Annotated in this window: 21 protein-coding genes and 1 riboswitch; of the genes, 5 read left to right on the forward strand and 16 right to left on the reverse strand. The window is 72.0% G+C overall.

From position 1 onward, the window contains the following. Positions 1-6: 6 nt before the first annotated feature. Both gcvP and ACZ63J_RS07285 read right to left on the reverse strand, forming a co-directional pair. Positions 7-2,886 carry an aminomethyl-transferring glycine dehydrogenase gene (gcvP, locus tag ACZ63J_RS07280; protein WP_465398779.1) on the reverse strand — a complete coding sequence of 960 codons (2,880 nt, stop codon included), beginning with the start codon at positions 2,884-2,886 and terminating at the stop codon, positions 7-9. A gap of 299 nt (positions 2,887-3,185) precedes the next feature. After that, positions 3,186-3,284, reverse strand: a riboswitch (glycine riboswitch). Positions 3,285-3,326: 42 nt separating this feature from the next. Next, positions 3,327-3,905 carry a MerR family transcriptional regulator gene (locus ACZ63J_RS07285; protein WP_465305274.1) on the reverse strand — a complete coding sequence of 193 codons (579 nt, stop codon included), beginning with the start codon at positions 3,903-3,905 and terminating at the stop codon, positions 3,327-3,329. Positions 3,906-4,183: 278 nt separating this feature from the next. Here ACZ63J_RS07285 and ACZ63J_RS07290 point away from each other — a divergent pair, with 278 nt between their 5' ends. Beyond that, entirely contained in the window at positions 4,184-4,816 is a 633-nt protein-coding gene (locus tag ACZ63J_RS07290) for a TetR/AcrR family transcriptional regulator (RefSeq protein ID WP_465398469.1), read from the forward strand. Here the strand turns inward: ACZ63J_RS07290 and trxA are convergent. From trxA to ACZ63J_RS07330, 8 genes are all read right to left on the reverse strand, one after another. Further along, positions 4,797-5,132, reverse strand: coding sequence for a thioredoxin (gene trxA, locus ACZ63J_RS07295; protein WP_465398470.1), 336 nt, complete (start codon positions 5,130-5,132; stop codon positions 4,797-4,799). The genes ACZ63J_RS07290 and trxA overlap by 20 nt on opposite strands. Positions 5,133-5,143: 11 nt before the next feature. After that, entirely contained in the window at positions 5,144-5,539 is a 396-nt protein-coding gene (locus ACZ63J_RS07300; protein ID WP_465305280.1) for a MerR family transcriptional regulator, read from the reverse strand. Positions 5,540-5,580: 41 nt separating this feature from the next. Next, on the reverse strand, positions 5,581-6,054 hold the full coding sequence (locus ACZ63J_RS07305; protein WP_009078856.1) for a bifunctional nuclease family protein: 474 nt from the start codon (positions 6,052-6,054) through the stop codon (positions 5,581-5,583). Between the two features lie 215 nt (positions 6,055-6,269). Further along, positions 6,270-7,016 (reverse strand): transcriptional regulator FtsR, encoded by a 747-nt coding sequence (gene ftsR, locus ACZ63J_RS07310; RefSeq protein ID WP_465305282.1) that lies wholly within the window; start codon positions 7,014-7,016, stop codon positions 6,270-6,272. Beyond that, positions 7,013-7,483, reverse strand: coding sequence for a glycogen accumulation regulator GarA (garA, locus tag ACZ63J_RS07315; RefSeq protein WP_284750621.1), 471 nt, complete (start codon positions 7,481-7,483; stop codon positions 7,013-7,015). The genes ftsR and garA overlap by 4 nt, the downstream gene beginning before the upstream one ends. Before the next feature lie 137 nt (positions 7,484-7,620). Then, a complete protein-coding gene (gene gcvH, locus ACZ63J_RS07320) occupies positions 7,621-8,007 on the reverse strand; it encodes a glycine cleavage system protein GcvH (RefSeq protein WP_465305284.1) in 387 nt (128 codons plus the stop codon). Positions 8,008-8,106: 99 nt separating this feature from the next. Continuing rightward, positions 8,107-8,727, reverse strand: coding sequence for a CDP-alcohol phosphatidyltransferase family protein (locus ACZ63J_RS07325; protein ID WP_465398471.1), 621 nt, complete (start codon positions 8,725-8,727; stop codon positions 8,107-8,109). A gap of 21 nt (positions 8,728-8,748) precedes the next feature. Next, a complete protein-coding gene (locus ACZ63J_RS07330) occupies positions 8,749-8,970 on the reverse strand; it encodes a hypothetical protein (protein WP_465305288.1) in 222 nt (73 codons plus the stop codon). A gap of 281 nt (positions 8,971-9,251) precedes the next feature. On the opposite strand from ACZ63J_RS07330, the gene ACZ63J_RS07335 reads away from it, so the two are divergent. Both ACZ63J_RS07335 and ACZ63J_RS07340 read left to right on the forward strand, forming a co-directional pair. Beyond that, positions 9,252-9,800 carry a hypothetical protein gene (locus ACZ63J_RS07335; protein ID WP_465398472.1) on the forward strand — a complete coding sequence of 183 codons (549 nt, stop codon included), beginning with the start codon at positions 9,252-9,254 and terminating at the stop codon, positions 9,798-9,800. Positions 9,801-9,831: 31 nt separating this feature from the next. Next, complete coding sequence (locus tag ACZ63J_RS07340) at positions 9,832-10,224, forward strand: hypothetical protein (RefSeq protein ID WP_465398473.1); 393 nt, start codon at positions 9,832-9,834, stop codon at positions 10,222-10,224. A gap of 103 nt (positions 10,225-10,327) precedes the next feature. Here the strand turns inward: ACZ63J_RS07340 and ACZ63J_RS07345 are convergent, their stop codons facing one another. Next, complete coding sequence (locus ACZ63J_RS07345; RefSeq protein ID WP_465398474.1) at positions 10,328-11,299, reverse strand: helix-turn-helix transcriptional regulator; 972 nt, start codon at positions 11,297-11,299, stop codon at positions 10,328-10,330. Positions 11,300-11,387: 88 nt separating this feature from the next. On the opposite strand from ACZ63J_RS07345, the gene ACZ63J_RS07350 reads away from it, so the two are divergent. Further along, complete coding sequence (locus ACZ63J_RS07350) at positions 11,388-11,783, forward strand: RidA family protein (protein ID WP_465398780.1); 396 nt, start codon at positions 11,388-11,390, stop codon at positions 11,781-11,783. A gap of 16 nt (positions 11,784-11,799) precedes the next feature. Here ACZ63J_RS07350 and ACZ63J_RS07355 read toward each other — a convergent pair whose 3' ends face one another. Next, positions 11,800-13,503: an AMP-binding protein gene (locus ACZ63J_RS07355; protein WP_465398475.1), complete on the reverse strand. Its 1,704-nt coding sequence runs from the start codon at positions 13,501-13,503 to the stop codon at positions 11,800-11,802. Positions 13,504-13,515: 12 nt separating this feature from the next. After that, positions 13,516-14,358 (reverse strand): crotonase/enoyl-CoA hydratase family protein, encoded by an 843-nt coding sequence (locus tag ACZ63J_RS07360; protein WP_465305298.1) that lies wholly within the window; start codon positions 14,356-14,358, stop codon positions 13,516-13,518. 136 nt (positions 14,359-14,494) lie between these two features. On the opposite strand from ACZ63J_RS07360, the gene ACZ63J_RS07365 reads away from it, so the two are divergent. Continuing rightward, on the forward strand, positions 14,495-15,373 hold the full coding sequence (locus tag ACZ63J_RS07365) for an alpha/beta fold hydrolase (protein WP_465339709.1): 879 nt from the start codon (positions 14,495-14,497) through the stop codon (positions 15,371-15,373). Between the two features lie 77 nt (positions 15,374-15,450). Here ACZ63J_RS07365 and cobA read toward each other — a convergent pair whose 3' ends face one another. From cobA to ACZ63J_RS07380, 3 genes are read right to left on the reverse strand one after another with little or no spacing between them, the layout of a single operon-like run. After that, positions 15,451-16,677, reverse strand: coding sequence for a uroporphyrinogen-III C-methyltransferase (gene cobA / locus ACZ63J_RS07370; protein ID WP_465398476.1), 1,227 nt, complete (start codon positions 16,675-16,677; stop codon positions 15,451-15,453). Positions 16,678-16,724: 47 nt separating this feature from the next. Beyond that, positions 16,725-18,566 (reverse strand): vWA domain-containing protein, encoded by a 1,842-nt coding sequence (locus ACZ63J_RS07375; RefSeq protein WP_465398477.1) that lies wholly within the window; start codon positions 18,564-18,566, stop codon positions 16,725-16,727. Next, positions 18,563-19,615, reverse strand: coding sequence for an ATP-binding protein (locus tag ACZ63J_RS07380; protein WP_465398478.1), 1,053 nt, complete (start codon positions 19,613-19,615; stop codon positions 18,563-18,565). The genes ACZ63J_RS07375 and ACZ63J_RS07380 overlap by 4 nt, the downstream gene beginning before the upstream one ends. Positions 19,616-19,639: the final 24 nt, after the last annotated feature.

Genomic DNA, 19,639 nt, shown 5'->3' on the forward strand with positions numbered 1-19,639 from the left:
CCGCGCTCAGGCGAAGGCTTCCGGGGGCGGGCAGGAGCAGACCAGGTTCCGGTCCCCCGCCGCGCCGTCGATGCGGCGGACCGGCGGCCAGATCTTGGTCGCCGCGGGGCCTGCCGGGAACACCGCCGTCTCCCGGCTGTACGGCCGTTCCCACTCGCCCGCCACGCAGCGCGCGGTGTGCGGCGCGTGCCGCAGCGGCGAGCCGGCCAGCGGCCACTCCCCCGAGGCGACGCGGTCGATCTCGCCGCGGATGGCGATCATCGCCGCGCAGAACCGGTCCAGCTCGGCGAGGTCCTCGCTCTCCGTCGGCTCCACCATCAGCGTGCCGGCGACCGGGAACGACATCGTCGGCGCGTGCAGCCCGTAGTCCGCCAGGCGCTTCGCGACGTCGTCCACCGTCACGCCGGTGGCCTTCGTCAGCGGCCGCAGGTCGAGGATGCATTCGTGCGCGACCAGGCCCGAGCGGCCCGCGTACAGGACCGGGTAGTGCTCGCCGAGGCGCTTCGCGACGTAGTTGGCGTTCGCCACCGCGACCAGCGTCGCCCGGCGCAGGCCTTCCGCGCCCATCATCCGGACGTAGGCCCACGAGATCGGCAGGATCGACGCGCTGCCCCAGGGCGCCGCGCTGACCGGGCCGACCCCGGTCACCGGGCCGGCGGCCGGCTGCAGCGGGTGGTTCGGCAGGAACGGCGCCAGGTGCGCGCGGACCCCGATCGGGCCGACCCCGGGGCCGCCACCGCCGTGCGGAACGCAGAAAGTCTTGTGCAGGTTGAGGTGCGAGACGTCGGCGCCGAACCGGCCGTACTGGGCGACGCCGATCAGGGCGTTGAGGTTGGCGCCGTCGACGTAGACCTGCCCGCCCGCGTCGCGCACCGCCGCGCAGACCTCGCCGACGGTGTCCTCGTAGACCCCGTGCGTCGACGGGTAGGTGAGCATGATCGCGGCCAGGTCGCCGCGGTGGGCGTCCACAGTGGACTTCAGGTGCGCGAGGTCGATGTTGCCCTCGTCGTCGCAGCGGACGACGACCACTCGCATGCCCGCCATCACGGCGCTCGCCGCGTTCGTGCCGTGCGCGCTGGCCGGGATCAGGCAGACGTCGCGGGTGTGCTCGCCGCGGGAGCGGTGGTACGCCCGGATCGCCAGCAGGCCCGCGAACTCGCCCTGGCTGCCGGCGTTGGGCTGCAGGGAAACCGTGTCGTAGCCGGTGATCCGCGCGAGCCAGGCGCCGAGGTCGGCGACGACGGTCAGCAGCCCGGCCGCGTCCTCGGCCGGCGCGAACGGGTGCAGCCCGGCGAACTCGGGCCAGGTGACCGGCTCCATCTCCGCGGTGGCGTTGAGCTTCATCGTGCACGAGCCGAGCGGGATCATGCTCCGGTCGAGCGCGACGTCCTTGTCGGACAGCTCCCGCAGGTAGCGCAGCAGCGCGGTTTCCGAGCGGTGCGCGTGGAACACCGGGTGGGTCAGGAACGCGCTGGTGCGCCGCAGCGGCGCCGGGAGCGCGTCCGCGGTGTCCGCGTCGAGGCCGTCCACATCGGACACCGAGACGCCGAACGCCTTCCACACGCAGGAAAGCCGCTCACGTGTCGTGGTCTCGTCGCAGGCGACGCCGACGTGGTCGTCGTCGGCCCGCCGCAGGTTCACCCCGAGGTCGCGGGCCGCCGCGACCACCGCGTCCGCCCGGCCGGGCACCGCCGCGAGGACCGTGTCGAAGAACTCGCCGTGCACCACCTCGACGCCGCCCTCACACAGCCCGGCCGCGAGCACGGTGGCCATCCGGTGCGCCCGCAGCGCGATCCCGCGCAGCCCGTCGGGTCCGTGGTGCACCGCGTACATCGACGCCATGACCGCGAGCAGGACCTGCGCGGTGCAGATGTTCGACGTCGCCTTCTCCCGGCGGATGTGCTGCTCGCGCGTCTGGAGGGCGAGCCGGTACGCGGGTGCGCCGTCCGCGTCCTTCGAGACGCCGACGAGCCGGCCGGGCAGCTGCCGCTCGAGGCCCTGGCGCACCGCCAGGTAGGCGGCGTGCGGGCCGCCGAAGCCCATCGGGACGCCGAAGCGTTGCGTCGAGCCGACCGCGACGTCGGCGCCGAGCTCACCCGGCGGGCGCAGCAGGGTCAGCGCGAGCGGATCCGCGGCGACGACCACCGCGGCGCCGTGCTTCTTCGCGTCGGCGATCGTCAGGTCGAGCTCGCGCACCGCGCCGGACGCCCCGGGGTAGGACAGCAGCACCCCGAAGAAGTCGCCGCCGAGCCCCAGGCCGGTGAGCCCCTGCGAGAGGTCTTCGACGACCAGCTCGATGCCCAGCGGCTCCGCGCGGGTCCGGAGCACGGCGAGTGTCTGCGGCAGGGTGTCCTCGTCGACGACGAAGCGGTTCGACGCGGACTTGCCCGCCCGGCGCACGAGCGTCATCGCTTCGGCGGCCGCGGTGGCTTCGTCGAGCAGGGACGCGTTCGCGACCGGCAGCCCGGTCAGATCGGCGACCATGGTCTGGAAGTTGAGCAGTGCTTCGAGCCGTCCCTGCGAAATTTCCGGCTGGTAGGGCGTGTAGGCGGTGTACCAGGCGGGGTTCTCGAGCACGTTGCGCCGGATGACGGGCGGGGTGACGGTGTCGTGGTAGCCGAGGCCGATCATCTGGGCCATCGGCCGGTTCCGCGAGGCCAGCTCCCGGAGCTCGGCGAGCGCCTGGGCTTCGGTGGCCGCCGGCGGAAGAACGAGCGGCTCGGCGGACTCCCGCAGCGACGACGGCACGGCCCACTCGGCGAGCTCGTCCAGCGAGGCGACGCCGATGACGTCGAGGATGTGGCGCAGCTCGTCCGGACCGGGCCCGATGTGCCGGTCGGCGAAGGGAACCCCTTGTTCGAGGGAGGCGAGCGACAAGTCCACGATGGCCTCCTCCGAACGGCAGCGTCCACCCAACCCGACTGTAAACGCGAAGGTGACCACGGCGGGGGTCCGGGCGCGGAGCCCGCCGGGCGGGGTGTGGGGGTTGCACCCCCACAAGTCACCGCGGAGGGTTCAAGCGAGCGCCCTCCGCGAGCACGGCTCATCCGAACCCGGAGGAAACCCTCCCCACTCTGTCCGTACCCGTGTCGGGCGCCTGAGAGTTTCGCCCGCAGGTTGAGCCGGGCTTGCACCGTCGGCGGGGCCATCAGGCTGTGTCCTGACGACCCGCTTTCCAGAGGCGTCTCGTCCGCGCGGTCCAGGGTGCCTGAGAGGTTCCGGGGAGGACTTGCTCCTTCGGCGCCGAGCTCAAGGTGTGGCTCGGACTCTCCCGCGCGGATTCGTCGACCGCAGGCAGAACCTTACTCGCCTCCCCGCGGCGATGATCACCCGGTCTTGCGTGCGTTGCGGCGCTGGGTGAGCTCGTCCGGTTCGTGCGTCTCGACCACGCCGCCGTCGGCGCGCTCGGCCGGGAACTCGTGGATCGTGCCGCTGATCTCCTGCATCGCCCCGCTGACCGCGATGCCGAACACACCCTGGCCGCCCTGGAGCAGATCGACGATCTCCTCCGGCGAGGTGCACTCGTAGACCGTGGTGCCGTCGGAGAACAGCGTCACCTTGGCGAGGTCGCGGACCCCGCGGACCCGCAGGTGGTCGACCGCCACCCGGATGTTCTGCAGGGAGACCCCGGTGTCCAGCAGCCGCTTGACGACCTTGAGGACCAGGATGTCCTTGAACGAGTACAGCCGCTGCGAGCCGGAGCCGTGCGCCGTGCGGATGCTCGGCGCCACCAGCTTCGTGCGCGCCCAGTAGTCCAGCTGGCGGTAGGTGATGCCGGCGATCTGGCACGCCGCCGGACCCCGGTAGCCCACCAGCTCGTCGGGCAGCGAGTCGTCGGGGAACAGCTCACCCTGCTCACCAGTCGCGACCTCGACAGGCTGCTTCTCGGAACCAGCCTCGACCACGCAAGCCTCCCCTCGCCCGACCGGACGGCCGGCGAATGACAGCCGGGGAGTCCCAGGAGCGGGACCCACCGGAGATCAACCGCCACGGTCCGGCCCCAGACCGTGAATCACACCGTGGCGATTTACCTCCTCCGACGGTAAGCGCCAGGAGAACACCGGTCAACGCGACGCGCGGCAAGCCTCAACGACCGGATGAGCCTTTGAGCCGTTCGCCGCACCCCCGGCGCGGTGGTTCAAACCTCTTGCGTCGATTTACTCAGCCGAGTACATTTTTACTCATGCAAGTAAACACCGACCTCATGGCCGAAATGGGCCTCAGCGTCACGGAGGCGGCGCGCCGCGCGCAGATCATCGGCGCGACCATCGGCGTCATCGCCGACCTCGGGTACCGGAAGGCGACGTTCGCCAAGATCAAGGAGCGCGCCGGGCTCAGCAGCACCCGGATGATCTCCTACCACTTCACGAACAAGGCCGGCCTGATGCAGGCCGTGCTGAGCACGGTCGTCGAGACGAAGAACGAGTTCCTCAAGGAGCGCACCGGCGGCGGAGTCGACCCGGCCGACCGGCCCGGCTACCTGCGGGCGCACATCGAGACGTCGATCGCGTTCCTGCGCGCGTACCCGGAGTGCGTCCGGGTGCTGGCGGAGATGTCCGCCAACGCCGACGACGCCGAAGGCTGGGTGATGACGAAGGTCCTGGTCGACGACATGCGGGTGCACGGCCTGGCCCGTCAGCTCAAGCAGGGCCAGGCGGAAGGCGCTTTCGGCGGCTTCACGCCCGAGGTGATGGCAATGTCGGTCGCGCAGGCCGTCGACGGGGTCGCCGCGGCCTACGCGGCGGACCCGTCGCTGGACCTGGAGCAGTACGGGCGCGAGGTGGCGGACACCTTCGTCAAAGCGACGGCGCCTTGAGCGCCCGGTCGAGCCGCTCTTCGATGCGGGCCTTCGGGAACGCGCCGACGATCGTCTCGACCGGCTCGCCGCCCGAGAACAGGATCATCGTCGGCAGCGACATGACCTGGTAGGACCGGGTCGTTTCCGGGTTCTCGTCGGCGTTGATCTTGCGGACGGCCAGCTCCCCGGCCCGTTCGGCGGCCAGCTGCGCCAGCACCGGGCCGACCATCCGGCACGGGCCGCACCAGGTGGCCCAGAACTCGACGAGCACGGGGACATCGCTGCCGAGGACCTCGGGGAACGTGGTGTCGGTGACTTCGGCGACTTCGGGCATGACGGGCTCCTTCACGGGCGCGGGGATTCGGGCACGACGCACGGATCGGGCGCCTGGCGGGCCAAGGCGCCGGCGAGCTTCGTGGCCAGTTCGGCGCGGATCCCGCCGAGCCGGGCCAACAGGGCGTCGGCTTCTTCGAGCTTGCGGCGGTAGACCTCGATCGAGCTCGCGCAGGCGTCGCCGGTCTCGTGGCCGCTGCGCAGGCAGTCGACGAACGGACGGGTCTCGTCGAGGGTCAGGCCGACCGTCTGCAGGGTCTGGATCTCCCGGACCAGCTGCAGGTCGTCCTCGGTGTACTCGCGATAGCCGTTCGCCGAGCGCCGGGCCGCGATGAGGCCCTGGTCCTCGTAAAAGCGCAGCGCACGGGTGGTGACACCCGTGCGCTGCGCAAGCTCTCCGATCCGCATGCCCTAGACGCTAAACGTTGACGTCCGCGTCAAGGCAAGGTTCAGGTATCGGCTCCCCGGAAGTCCTCAGGGGACACGGAGTCGAGGAACTCGCGGAACTTCTCGACCTCGTCCTCCTGCTCGTCCGGGATGATCAGGCCGGCCTCTTCCAGCACCGCGTCCACGGCGTGGATGGGGACGCCGATCCGCAGGGCCAGCGCGACCGAGTCGCTCGGCCGGGCCGACACGCGGATGTCACCGTCGAAGACGAGCTCGGCGAAGAACGTGCCTTCCTTGAGGTCGGTGATGACGACCTGCTCCAGCTCCCGGCCGAGCGCTCCGATGACCTCTTTCAACAGGTCATGCGTGAGCGGGCGGGCGGGGCGGACGCCCTGCTGCTCCAAGGCGATGGCGGTGGCTTCGACCGAGCCGATCCAGATCGGCAGGTACCGTTCACCCTCGGTCTCCCGCAGCAACAAGATCGGCTGATTCGCGGGCAGCTCGACCCGCACACCGACGACGCGCATTTCGCTCATCGGGCTTCGCCTCCCTCTCGTGCACACGGGCTTCAGCGTGGGAACGGCTTGCGCCGCCACTGCCGACGCTACCCGTCATCCGTGCGCTGTGCTCGCTGTCCGGACTCTCTCGGTTCGCCTGCCGCAAACCCTGGGTCTCACGGTACGGCATGAAGGTCCGAACATTCAGTCATTGACATGGGACCGCAAAGAGGATCTCACCGCCCCGTTACGGATCAACACCCGGAGACGCCACGGATTCCGGCCTTGACGAGGAGCGTGTGCAGGGTCACGGACAGTGCCGCGAGCTCCCGGACGACTTCGTCGGCCCGTTGTTTGGCCTCCGGGTCACGGTGCCGATACACCGGTGTCACGATCTGCTCCAACAACCCGACCTCACGGTCGGCCGCGGCGCGGAAGGCACGCAGGTGTCTCGGCTCGATACCGAATTCGGTCATCGCCTTCACCGTCCGCGCGACCAGGACCGCGTCGGGGTCGAAGAACCCCGCGGGACCGGGCCGGACCAGGCCGTACTGCCGCAGCTCCGCCAGCGCGGCCGCGTCGATGCCGGCCTGCTCCAGGAGGTCCTCCTCGGTGAGGCGGAGCTCCCGGCCCGCGGCGAAGTCGGCCGCCTCGGGCAGGCCGACGTTCTCCGCCGGCGCGTCGATCGGGACCAGCCGGCGCGGCGGGCGGGGCAGGGCCGCGACGGGCCCGGCTCCCGAGTCCGCCGCGTCCAGCTGCTCCTTGATGACCTTCAACGGGAGGTAGTGGTCCCGCTGGGCGGCCAGGACGAACCGGAGGCGCTCCACGTCCGCCGCGGCGAACTGCCGGTACCCCGAAGGCGTCCGGCCCGGCTGGACCAGGCCTTCCGCTTCGAGGAACCGGATCTTGGAGATGGTGACATCGGGGAAGTCACCGCGCAGCTGCGCCAGTACGGCCCCGATGCTCAGCCCGGAGCTCTGTGGCCGCCCGGCCGCCGTCACTGCGCCCCCTGGCCCCCGTGCCCCGGGCCGGTCAGGAAGACCAGGCGGAACTTCCCGATCTGGACCTCGTCGCCGCCCGCGAGGACGGCCTGGTCGACCGGCTCCCGGTTGACGTAGGTGCCGTTGAGGCTGCCGACGTCGATGACGACGAACTCGCCGCCCTCACGCCGGAACTCGGCGTGCCGGCGGGAGACCGTGACGTCGTCCAGGAAGATGTCGCTGTCCGGGTGCCGTCCGGCGCTGGTGGTGTCGCGGTCGAGCAGGAACCGCGAACCCGCGTTGGGCCCGCGCTTCACGACCAGCAGCGCCGAACCCGCCGGCAGGGCGTCGACACCCTGGACCGGCGCCTCCGCGGCGGGGGCGGACTCGTGGCCTTCGGCTTCGGCCAGGAAGTCGGCCCGGAAGACAGAGGTCCGCTCCGGAGACTGCTCCGGGGGAACGCCGCCGGGCCCGTCGTTCGTGCTCACCTGAGCTCTCCTCCACACATGCTGTGTTGCCTAGTACTCAAGAACGTGTAGCTGCCAACGTACCGTGCCTGATCGATTCTCCGAGCCCCGGCTCCCCGAACCGGCGCAGTGCCGGTCCGGCGGCTCGTCGACGGGGTTCAGCCCTTGGTCAGGGCGTCGTACGCTTCGGCTTCGAGCAGGGCTTCGAGCCCCGCCGGGTCGTCGAGCCGGATCTCGATCAGCCAGCCCTCGCCGTAGGGGTCGCTGTTGATCAGCTCTGGCGAGTCGGCGACACCGTCGTTGACCGCGACGACCTCGCCGTCGACCGGCGCGAACAGCTCGGAAACGCTCTTGGTCGACTCGACCTCGCCGAAGACGTCCCCGGCGCTCACCTGACGCCCGACCTCGGGCAGGTCGACGAAGACGACGTCGCCGAGCTGGTCCTGCGCGTACTCGGTGATGCCGATCCGGACGAGGGTGTCCTCGCCGCGGGTGGCGACCCACTCGTGTTCCTCGGTGTAACGAAGCTCTTCAGGAGCGGACACCGCCGGTCCCCTTTCATGCCCTCACTGGCGAAACGTGCTGGGCGAAGTCTTACACCCACACGGCCCAGCCGCCGGGCACGACCCGGGAAAGCGGCGCGCTCAGTCCTCGCCCGCGCCGCGCAGCGCGTTGCGCGCCTGCACGACGTAGAGCACGCCGGACCAGACGTAGAGGACGCCGCCCCAGATGGTGAAGGCGTAGCCGATCGGCCGGGCGACCGCGGCGACGTCCGAGCCACCCTGCGCGAGCAGCAGGAACGGGAAGGCGTACATCAGCACGAAGGTCGCGCCCTTGCCGATGTAGGTGACCTCCGGCGGGGCGAAGCCGCGGCGGCGCAGCGTCAGGACGCAGAGGCCGAGCACGGCTTCGCGGACCACCAGCGGGACCACGACCCACCAGGGGATGATGTCGCGGACCAGGAACGCGATGAGCGTGGCGAGGATGTAGAGCCGGTCGGCCGCCGGGTCGAGCAGCTGGCCCAGCCGCGACATCTGGTTGAGCCAGCGGGCCAGCTTGCCGTCGAGCCAGTCGGTGAGGGCACTGAACACCAGCAGCGCCAGCGCCCAGCCGTCCTCCTCCGGGCCGAGCAGCAGCCAGAGGAACACCGGCACGCCGGCCAGCCGCAGGAGCGACAGCATGTTGGGGACGTTGAACGCCTGCTTCAGCAGGGACGGCTCGGTGACGTCCGCCGGAGCGGCTGGTTCGGGGGCGGCTGTGCTCACCTGGTCAGCCTAGAGCTTGCTTCAGCACGCGCGGCGGTGGCTCCAGCCGCGCCGGCGCAGTTCGGCGCTGCTCAGCGCCTCGGGGCGGCCGCGGTAGTCGGTGCCCATCCAGCGGGCGCGGCCGGGGCGCGCCTCGAGGACATACGGGCGGCCGCAGCACCAGACGACGGTGCTGGGGACGGTCGGCGGGTTGGCGGGGTCGTCGGTGCTGGTTTCGGGGCTGGTCACAGCGTCGGCGTTCATCGCTCTCACGGGCTCGGGACGGGGGGGGCGGGGACGGGGAAGCTCTTCGGCCTCCACCAAGACCTTCGGCACGCGAGGCCGGATCGTTAACGGGAACGGCCGGAATTACACCGATCGATTCCGGATGGCAGTGTGAGGTTTCGGAGCGTGAACGGAATGTTAACTGTCCATTGTGGACACCGGTTCGGCGGCCACCGGACCGGGCCGCCACCCGGCTGGAGTAATCTCCGGCACACCCGTGGGCGAGTCGGTCCACGGCGCTGGAACCCGGAGGGGCCAGAATGTCCGGACCAGCACAGGCGCGGGGAGGAACGATCGCGGTGCCCCACCCGACCACCACGAGGACGTGGCGGCCGTTGCTCGCGGCGTGCCTCGCCGTCCCGGCCCTCGCGGCGTGTTCGGCCGAGCAGGCCGCCCAGGCGCCGGCGTCGTCCACGCCTCCGGTGACCTCGGCTTCCGCGCCGACGTCCACCGGCACGCCTCCCCCGCCGCCCGCCGAGGGCAGCTCGTCCGCGCCCGCGCCGGTGACGAAGCCGTCCGGCGCGCCGCCGTCGGTGCCCGGGTCGTGCGGCACCGTGACCGCGGCCAGCGGGTTGACGCTCTACGTGTTCGACAGCGGCTCCGCCGGTGTCAGCTGCGTCGCGGCGACGAAGCTGGTCGGCGACTTCCACCGCAAGATCGCCGGGCGCCAGGGCGCCGGTTCGAACGACGCGGTGAACGAGACCGTCGACGGCTGGCTGTGCACCTCCGGGCCGCCCGCCGCACAGGGCGGCACCACCTGCACCAAGGGCGAGCAGACGGTGTTCGCCGCCGTCGTGCCGTCCGAGTGAACCCTGTCCCGTTTTAGTTCCTGAAGGGCCCATGAAGACTCTCGCGTACCCCTTGCTGCTCGTCGCCGCGTCCGCCGCACTGGCCGCCTGCGGCGGCGCGGACCCGGCGCCCACGGCGCCCCAGTCCGCCGTACCCGCCGCAGCCGCGGCGGCGGGGTCCACGGCCCCGGGCGTCCCGTGCGGCGACGTCCCGGGCGCGGGCGGCGCGAAGACGACGGTGACCGCCCACGGCCAGGTCGACTGCGCCGCGGCGACGAAGCTGCTGAAGGACTACTTCGCGAAGTTGACCCCGGCGGAGGCGAGCTCACCGGACGGGCCGGGGCCGGTGGTCCTGGACGAGTGGACGTGTGGGAGTGGCGCGAACGACCCGGTGACGGCGTGCTCGACTGAGGACGGCCGTCAGGTCGAGGGAACTCGCGCCTGACGAGCGCCGCTCGGCCAAGGCCGCCTCGGGGCGCTCAGCGCGAGTCTTCCCGCCCAGTGCGGCCCTCGGTGCGCTCAACTCGACCAAGGCCGTCTCGGGGCACTCACCGCGAGTCTTCGTAGCGCGCCGCGATCGCGGCGGCGCGGTCGCGCAGAGCGGCGCGTAGCGAGGCCGGAGTCAGAGCTTCCGCGTCCGCGCCGAGCTGCCACAGCGCCCACTCGGCGTGCCGCAGATCCTGAAACGTCGCCTCCAGCCGCACCCACCCCTCCGCGTCCGGTTCCGCCGCGCGCACAGCCACCGCCATACCCAGCAGCTCCTCCCGCCGCACCGGCCGCACCCGCACGAGCACCGGGAGATGGTCGGTGGACAGGAACCGCGCGCACCGATCGCGCCAAATCCGGTCCAGATCGACCCGGTCCGCGCGCTCGGCGGGTTCCGACAGCTCCGACGCCGCCGACACGCGGGAGAGCCGGTAGGTCCGGTCGGCACCCGATCTCGTGGCGAGCAGGTACCCGCGGTCGCGGACCGTGACCAGGCCGATCGGGTCCACCGTGCGCCACTGCGGCTCCTGGTTCGCCGCCGCGTACCGGATGCGCAGCTTGTGCCCGGCGAACACCGCGCGCCGGATCTCGGTGACCACCCCGCCGGGCAGTTCCTCGGCGGCCGGGCGGCGGGAAAGCAGGTCGGTCTCCGGCTCGACGAGGATGCGCCGGGCCGCGTCGCTCGCCGTCGCGCGGTGGCCGTCCGGGAGCGCGTCGACCACCTTGCGCATCGCCGACGCGAGCGCCGAGCCGAGGCCGAACGCCTGCTCGCCGCGCCCCGATCCGGCCGTCAGCAGCGCCAGGGCCTCCTCGTGGTTGAGCCCGGTGAGCTCGGTCCGGAACCCGGGCAGCAGCGCGAACCCGCCGTGCCGCCCGCGCTCGGCGTAGACCGGGACGCCCGCCGCGGACAGCGCTTCGATGTCGCGGAGCACGGTCCGGGTGGACACCTCCAGCTCGCGGGCGAGCGTCTCCGCGCTCAGCCGGCCGCGCTGCCGCAGCAGCAGCACCAGCGAGACCAGCCGGTCGGCGCGCATGCCGGAACCTTAGCGAATACACGACAGAGGATGTCGTGATTCACCGCCAAGCTCGAGCTCTCGACAACAAGAAGGAGCCGAAGTGGCAGTGGAACGAACGGCGGTCAACCCGTGGCCGTGGTCGGTGGAGCTGGGGTTCGACCAGGGCGAGGTCGTCTCCGGGCACACCCGGACCCTCTACTGCTCCGGGCAGACGGCGATGAACGCCGACGGGAAACCGGAGCACGAAGGTGACATCGCCGCGCAGCTGGCGCTGAGCCTGGACAACCTGGAGGCCGTCCTCGCCGAGGCGGGCATGGCGCTGGCGAACCTCGTGCGGCTGACCGTCTACACCACCGACGTCGACCTGCTGTTCCCGCACTACGGCGTGCTGGCAGCGCGGCTGGGCGCCGCCGGGGTCGCCCCGCCGACCACCATGCTCGGCGTGACGCGGCTGGCGATCCCCGGCCAGCTCGTCGAGCTGGAGGGGACCGCCGTCGCCTGAGCGGAGCGCCGCGAGGTCAGGACTTCAGGTCCGGGAAGTCCTCCTCGCGGAACTCCGTGCCCTCCCCGCGTGCCGGGTCGTTCTCACGGCCGCGCAGCTCGACGCGGCGAATCTTGCCCGAGATCGTCTTCGGCAGCTCCGCGAACTCCAGCCGCCGGATCCGCTTGTACGGCGCCAAGTGCTCGCGGCAGTACGCGAGGATCGCCTTCGCCGTCTCGGGTGTCGGCTCGTGGCCGGCCGCCAGCACGACGTACGCCTTGGGCACCGCGAGCCGGATCGGGTCCGGCGCCGGGACGACCGCCGCCTCCGCGACCGCCTCGTGCTCGATCAGCACGCTCTCCAGCTCGAACGGCGAGATCCGGTAGTCCGACGCCTTGAAAACGTCGTCCGTGCGCCCGACGTAGGTGATGTAGCCGCGTTCGTCGATCGAACCGACGTCCCCGGTGTGGTAGAAGCCGTTGGCGAACGCCGCGGACGTGCGCTCGTCGTCGTCCGCGTAGCCGGTCATCAGGCCGACCGGGCGGTGGTCGAGGTCGAGGCAGATCTCGCCCTCCGCCGCCCGCTCGCCGCTGACCGGGTCGACCAGCGCCACCACGAACCCGGGCAGCGGCCGGCCCATCGAGCCGGGCACGACGTCCTGGCCGGGTGTGTTGGCGATCTGGACGCTGCTTTCGGTCTGGCCGAAGCCGTCGCGGATGGTGACGCCCCACGACTGCCGGACCTGCTCGATCACCTCGGGGTTGAGCGGCTCCCCCGCGCCGACGACCTTCTTCGGCGGGGTCTTCAACGCCGTCAGGTCGGCCTGGATCAGCATCCGCCACACCGTCGGCGGCGCGCAGAAGCTGGTGATCCCACACCGGTCCATCTGGGCCATCAGCGCGTTCGCGTCGAAGCGGTTGTAGTTGAAGAGGAACACCGTCGCTTCGGCGTTCCACGGCGCGAAGACGTTGCTCCACGCGTGTTTCGCCCAGCCGGGCGAGGAGATGTTCAGGTGGACGTCGCCCGGTTCCAGCCCGATCCAGTACATCGTGGACAGATGGCCCACCGGGTAGGAGACCTGCGTGTGCTGCACCAGTTTCGGCTTCGCCGTCGTGCCCGAGGTGAAGTACAGCAGCATCGGGTCGGCCGCCCGGGTCGGGCCGTCCGGGGCGAACTCCGGCGACTGCGCGAACGCGGCCGAGTACTGCTGCCAGCCCTCGACCGGCTCCCCGACCGCGATCCGCGTGTAGTCACCCTCGACGCCGTCGAACTTCGGCGCGTCCACCGAGCGGACGACGACGTGCTTCGCCGCGCCGCGCTCGACGCGGTCGGTGAGGTCGGCCGGGCCGAGCAGGGTGGACGCGGGGATGATCACGGCGCCGAGCTTGATCGCGGCGAGGATCGTCTCCCACAGCTCACCCTGGTTGCCCAGCATGAGGATCAGCCGGTCGCCGCGGCGGACACCGAGACCGTGCAGCCAGTTCGCCACCTGGTTGGACCGGCCGGACATCTCCGGGTAGGTCCAGCGGTTCTCGGTGCCGTCCTCCTCGACGATCCACAGCGCGTACCGCTCGGCGTTGTCCGGGTCGTGCGCGACGACGTCGAACCAGTCGATCGCCCAGTTGAACTCGTCGAACTCCGGCCAGGCGAAGTCCCGGTACGCCGTGTCGTAGTCCTCGCGGTGGGTCTGCAGGTAGTCCCGCGCCACGCGGAACGCGTGATGGACTTCCGAAGCGGTCACGCTGCCTCCTTGCTATTCGCCCTTGAACTCCGGCGCGCGCCGCTCCATGAACGCCTGGACCGCCTCGCCGAGGTCCTTGCTGGGCAGGAACGCCGAGTTCCACGCCGCGACGTACCGGAGGCCGTCGGCGACCTGGCGCTCGGTGTTCGTCGCCAGTACCTGCTTCGTACCCTGCACCACGAGCGGCGGGTTCGCAGCGATCTCGCCGGCGAGTTCCCGCGCGGCGGCCAGCAGCGCGTCCTGGTCGGCGTAGACGTCGTTGACGAGCCCGATCTTCTCCGCGCGGGCGGCGGTGATGTCCTTGCCGGTCAGCGCGAGCTCGCGCAGGTGGCCTTCGCCGACGATGCTCGCGAGCCGCTGGAGGCTACCCAGGTCGGCCACGATGGCGACGCGCACCTCGCGGACGCTGAACTTGGCGTCGGCGCTGGCCAGGCGGACGTCCGCGGCGGCGACCACGTCGACCCCGCCGCCGATGCACCAGCCGGAAACGGCCGCGACGACCGGTTTGCGGCATTCCGCGATCGAGCTGACGGCCGCCTGCAGCGTCTTGACCTGGTCGAGGAAGGCCGTGCGCGGCCCGGCGAGGCTGTCACCGCCGAGCATCGGGGCCCAGTCGCCCATCATCGCCGGCAGGTCGAGGCCGTAGGAGAAGTGGGACCCGCTGCCGGTCAGCACGACGGCCCTGACCTGCGGGTCGGCGTCGAGCGCGCGGAACACCAGCGGCAGCTCGCGCCAGAAGTCCGGGCCCATCGCGTTGCCCTTGGACGGGCCGAGCAGGGTCACTTCGGCCACGTGGCCGTCGACGTCGACCTTGAGGGAGACGAGGTCGGGCAGACTGTCAGCAGTAGCGGTCATGGGGTCATCTTGACCCATGCCCGCGGCGAGCCGCCATTGGCACGTTGTCAACTGACGCGCGAGTCACTGTGCCAACGTGGTCACGGGATGTTTTCCTGGACGTAAGGTGACCACGACGCGGGGAGGACGGTGGGACATGAGCCCGGCCAGCAGCGCGACCCTGATCGAACCGGAGCCCCCGGCCCCGGCCGCCCGGCGCGAGTCCCGCCCGATCGAGCTGACCGGGTCGTTCGACCACGACGGCCACCGGCTCTGGTACACCGAGTTCGGCAGCGGCGAGAAGGTCGTCGTGCTCACCCACGGCATCATGCTGACCCGCCGGATGCACGCGCCGCTCGCGCGCCGGTTGGCCCGCGCGGGGTTCCGGGTGGTCACGCTCGACCTGCTCGGCCACGGCGACTCGGACCGCCCGACCGAGTCGTGGCTGTACTCGATGCCGTCCTTCGCCGAGCAGACCCTGGCGTTGCTGGACCACCTCGAAGTGGAGTCGGCGGTGATCGGCGGGACGTCCCTCGGGGCGAACGTCTCGCTGGAAGTGGCGGTGTCGGCGCCGTCGCGCGCTCGCGGCCTGATCGTCGAGATGCCGGTGCTGGACAACGCGATCGTCGCGGGGCTGTTCACGTTCGCTCCGCTGCTGATGGCGGCCCGGTTCCTGCCGGTGACGGTGCAGGCGGTGGCGCTGGCGGCTTCCCTGGTGCCGCACGGGAACCAGTGGGTCGACGTCGTCACGGACACGCTCTCCCAGCGCCCGGCCCCGATGGCGGCGTTGCTGCACGGGGTGCTGTTCGGCCGCATCGCGCCGCCGAAGTCGGTGCGCCGCAAGATCTCGACGCGCGCGCTGGTGATCGGCCACCAGGGTGACCCGATCCACCCGTTCGGCGACGCGGACACCCTGGCGGTGGACATGCCGGCGGCGGAGTTCGTCCAGGCCCGCAGCCCGGTGGAGCTCAGGCTGGACCCGACCCGGCTGTCCGACGCGATCCGGGACTTCGCCGCGAGCTGCTACGAAGACTGAACCGGCGTGCGCCGGGCCGGAACTCGCGTGATCAGAACCGGAACTCGCGTGATCGGACGCGTATCTCGCGTGGTTCCCTACGCTCGGTCGATCGGGGCCAGGCCGGCCACCGGGCCGACCACGATGATCGCCGGGGGGCGGACGCCGGAAGCCGCCGCGTCGGTGACCACCGTGTCCAAAGTGGACCGGAGGACCCGCTGGGTGCGCATCGTGCCGTCCTCGACGATCGCGACCGGGGTGTCGGACGGGCGGCCGCCGTCCAGGAGGGCCTTCGCGAACTGCGGGAGCCGCTCCACCCCCATCATCAGCACGATCGTGCCGCGCATGCGTGCCAGGAGCTCCCAGTCGACCAGTGAGCGGTCGTCGCCGGGCGCGACGTGGCCGGAGACCACCACCACCTCGTGCGCGACGCCGCGGTGGGTCACCGGGACGTCCGCCACCGCCGGGACCGCGAACGCGCTCGTGATGCCCGGGACCATCGTCACCGGGACCCCCGCCTCGGCGCAGGCGAGCACCTCTTCGAAGCCGCGGCCGAACAGGTACGGGTCGCCGCCCTTGAGGCGGACGACGAACTTGCCCTCCTTGGCGCGCTCGATCAGCGTCTGGTTGATGACGTCCTGGCTGGCCGCGCGGCCGTACGGGATCTTGGCCGCGTCGACGACCTCGACCTCCGGCGCGAGCTCGTCCAGCAGCTCGCGCGGCGCCAGCCGGTCGACGACCACGACGTCCGCGCGCGAGAGCAGCCGGCGGCCGCGGACCGTGATCAGCTCCGGGTCGCCCGGGCCGCCACCGACCAGCGCGACGCCGGGAAGGCTGCCCTCGGGGTGCGGCCGGCGGCCGTCCTCGATCGTGCCGTTGTGCAGGCCGTCGAGCATCGAGTCGCGCACCGCCGCCGAGCGCAGCGGCTCGCCGCCGGACAGGACGCCGAACAGCAGGCCGCCGTGGCGGCCGGACGCGGGGGTCACCGCGGACCCCGACTCGCCCTCGTCGGCGCGGACGCAGAACACCCGCTCACGCTCGGCTTCGGCGCAGATTTCCGCGTTCACCGCGGGATCGTTCGTGCAGGCCAGCGCGTACCACGCGTCGCGAAGGTCACCGGCGGTGTAGCGACGCTCGTGCCAGACCAGCTCCCCCGCGTCCACCATCCCCTGCACCGACGGCGTTGTGTGCGGCGACACCAGTTCGACGCGGGCGCCGGCGCTGATCAGCCGCGGCAGCCGTCGCTGGGCGACCGAGCCGCCGCCGAACATCACGACACGACGGCCGGACAGCTGGAGGCCGGAAAGGTAGTGCGGGTCGTCCATGGCCGGGAGTTTATTGACGGTTCACCCGCGCGCCAGCCCAGCGTGCGTTACGCCACCCGGAAGACCGGCCCGCGCGCCACGAACGGCAGCCGCGCGCCCCGCGGCACCAGGTACGCGTGTTCCCGACGCGGCCGGACGTGGTCGCACTGCGCGTCCGTGATGATCAGGATCGGGCCGTCGGCCGGGAAGTCCGGAGCGCGCTGAAGCAGGTCGACGCCGGGCTGCAGGATCGTGCCGCCCCGGCCGCGGACCTTGACGCGCCCCGCGATGTCCTCCACCGCCAGGTACCCGGCGTCGTAGGCGACCGCGTCGCAGAACACCACGCGCGCGGCCGGGACGTCGCGGGCCAGCGCGTACGACGCGATCGCGCCCAGCGCCTTGCCCAGCAGCTCGGCGTTCATCGAGCCGGACGTGTCGAGCACGACGCCGAACGTCGCGCGCCGGTCGAGGCGCTCCGGGCGTACTCGGCCCGGGCGCGGGATGTCCAGCGTCGACGACTGCCGGCGCGACGCCCGCGCGTAGCTGCGCACCGGCAGCTCCACCCGGACGTGCTCGTCGAACCAGCGCGCCAGCCGCGCGTCCCAGGGCAGCGGCGGGTGGTCCAGCGCGCGGATCTCCTGCTCCAGCCCGAGCGGCAGCAGCCCGCGGCCCTGCGCGTGGTGGTACTCCAGGCCCTGGGTGAGCGCCCGGCGGTAGAACTCGTCGAGGTCGACCCCGCCGACGCAGTCACCTTCGCGCCACGGCAACGGCCGCGCGTCCCGCCGCGACGACCGGCGCTGGGCCGCGTCGGGCTCGGACAGCCAGTCGCCGAGGACGTCACCCGCGTCCCGGGAGCCGAGGGTGAGGAGCTTGCGGGCGCGGCGGATGTCCGTGGTCAGCGTGTCGTAGACCGACTCCGCGGACATCCCGGTGAGCTGCTGGTCGTGCAGGCTGCCGTCGGGCAGCTCGCCGACGCCCATCGCGACCAGCCAGCCGTTGATGACGTAGTCGCAGGCGACGTTCCACAGGTACGGCTCGCGGCCGAGCGCCCGCCGGTCGTGCCGGAGCGCGGCGTGCAGCATCTCGTGCGCCAGCACGAACCGCCACTCCTCGGCGGTCAGCGCCGCGCCCGGGTTGACGTAGATCTCGCCGTGCCCGGCGTCGACCGCGGCCAGGGAGATGTCCCAGGCGCGGACGACCTCGGCGTCGGCGACCAGCGTGAACCCGGCGGCCATCCCGCCGAGCAGCGGGAACGACGAGACGAACCACGACAGCGCGCGGTCCCACTCGCCCACGGCCCGGCGGTGCCGCGTCTGCCCGCGCGCGTCGGCGGCGCGTTCCATCGCTTCGGTGGCCGACGCGATCAGCCCCCGGGCGAACCGCTCGGTCCACGGTTCCGGCTTCCCGCGGTAGGCCAGCTCCCAGCGCGACAGCGGCGGCCCGAGCACCAGGCACGGCCGGCCGGCGCCCAGGCCGGTGAACCGCTCCGGCACCCCCGTCTCCCGCCACGCCCTGGTCAGCGCCTCTTCGTCGGTGCCGGGCAGGTCCGGCGGCTCCAGGATCGGGCTGCCGACGCGGACGGCCTCGGCGAACCGGTGCACGGCCACGCAGCACGCGGCGCCGTAGGCCTCGTCGATGACCGGCTCGTCGTCCAGGTGGCCGAGGCCCAGATGCAGCAGCAGGTGCGCGAACACCCACGCCCACTCGGCGGGTTCGGCGTCGCACGCCCGGTTGACCGTGAGCACACCGCGGTCGTTGACCACGCCCCAGCCGCCGACGCTCTCCGCGCTCAGGCTCGCGCCGCGGGCGAGGTGCCCGAGAACCGTGTGCGAGCGGGCCTCGGCCCAGCCGTCCTCGATCGCCTTGGTCCGGCGCTCGCGACGCTTGGCTTCGGCACGTGCATTGCTCATGCGCGGGCCGCGACCAGCCGCGGCAGGTCACGCGCGGCTTCGACCAGGAACCACGACGGCAGCCGCGCGTTGCCCGCTTCGTCGTCGGCGATGACCAGCTGCGCCATCTCCAGCGAGAGCTCGGCCAGCTCGACGAGCAGGCTCTTCGCGCGGAAGGCGAACTGGCGGACGGCCGCCGACGCGTGCCGCTTGTCCGCCGGCAGGTCCTTGACCAGCCGCGCGCGGAACGTCTCGGCGAGGAAGTAGAGCAGGTCGCGGTCGGCGGGCCAGCGCGCGTCCCCCTTGAGGATCGCCTCGAGGTCGAAGGCGTGCCGGGCGACCTTGAGGTACGCGCGGAACGCGCCCGCGTGCGCCGGCGTGAGCGTGGCGTACGCGAGCAGCGCGATCGTCTCGTCGCCGGCCGGGTCGCCGTAGGAGTGCAGGAGGTCCGAGAGCATGTGCCAGGACCGCGGCGTCGAGAACGGCTCCTCGGTCTTCGGCGGCGGGCTCCACAGGTGGTCCGGGCGCTGGGTCAGGTACTCGACCACCCACGGGTGGATCCCGTGGCCGGCGGCCCACCCGAGCCAGTCGTCCGCCGCCGCCCGCAGGTGGACGTGGACCAGCCGGTTCACCAGCGCGGACGCCATCGGGCGGGCCAGCGCCTGGTCGGTGGCGCGGTTGCCGGCGCCGATCACGACCGACCCCGCCGGCAGCTCGTACGAGCCGATGCGGCGGTCGAGGATGAGCGAGTAGAACGCCTTCTGGACGTCGGGCGCGGCGGCGTTCAGCTCGTCGAGGAACAGGCAGTACGGTTCGTCGCGCGCGATCTGCTCGGGCGGGCAGAACCGGCTGCGGCCGTCGACGATCTGCGGGACGCCGATCAGGTCCTCCGGTGCGAGCTGGGTCCCGAGCAGAGACACGCACTCGAGACCCAACGATGCCGCGAAATCTCTTACCAGGGAAGACTTCCCGATGCCGGGAGCGCCCCAGAGGAACACCGGCCGGACGACGGCGGTGTTCAGCAGGACTTCGGGCAGCTGGGCGGGCGTGACCGTGAGCTGGGCGTGCAAGCGTGGACCTCCTGAGTCAGGACA

The organism is Amycolatopsis sp. NPDC104863 (assembly GCF_055582965.1).

Excerpts from the sequence above, each read along its gene's own strand:
- cobA (WP_465398476.1), bottom strand. The coding sequence starts at position 16,677 with ATGGACGACCCGCACTACCTTTCCGGCCTCCAGCTGTCCGGCCGTCGT.
- ACZ63J_RS07335 (WP_465398472.1), top strand. The coding sequence starts at position 9,252 with ATGTCCGGACCAGCACAGGCGCGGGGAGGAACGATCGCGGTGCCCCAC.
- ACZ63J_RS07365 (WP_465339709.1), top strand. The coding sequence starts at position 14,495 with ATGAGCCCGGCCAGCAGCGCGACCCTGATCGAACCGGAGCCCCCGGCC.
- ACZ63J_RS07340 (WP_465398473.1), top strand. The coding sequence starts at position 9,832 with ATGAAGACTCTCGCGTACCCCTTGCTGCTCGTCGCCGCGTCCGCCGCA.
- ACZ63J_RS07345 (WP_465398474.1), bottom strand. The coding sequence starts at position 11,299 with ATGCGCGCCGACCGGCTGGTCTCGCTGGTGCTGCTGCTGCGGCAGCGC.
- ACZ63J_RS07360 (WP_465305298.1), bottom strand. The coding sequence starts at position 14,358 with ATGACCGCTACTGCTGACAGTCTGCCCGACCTCGTCTCCCTCAAGGTC.
- ACZ63J_RS07375 (WP_465398477.1), bottom strand. The coding sequence starts at position 18,566 with ATGAGCAATGCACGTGCCGAAGCCAAGCGTCGCGAGCGCCGGACCAAG.
- ACZ63J_RS07290 (WP_465398469.1), top strand. The coding sequence starts at position 4,184 with ATGCAAGTAAACACCGACCTCATGGCCGAAATGGGCCTCAGCGTCACG.
- trxA (WP_465398470.1), bottom strand. The coding sequence starts at position 5,132 with ATGCCCGAAGTCGCCGAAGTCACCGACACCACGTTCCCCGAGGTCCTC.
- ACZ63J_RS07300 (WP_465305280.1), bottom strand. The coding sequence starts at position 5,539 with ATGCGGATCGGAGAGCTTGCGCAGCGCACGGGTGTCACCACCCGTGCG.
- ACZ63J_RS07330 (WP_465305288.1), bottom strand. The coding sequence starts at position 8,970 with ATGAACGCCGACGCTGTGACCAGCCCCGAAACCAGCACCGACGACCCC.
- ACZ63J_RS07305 (WP_009078856.1), bottom strand. The coding sequence starts at position 6,054 with ATGAGCGAAATGCGCGTCGTCGGTGTGCGGGTCGAGCTGCCCGCGAAT.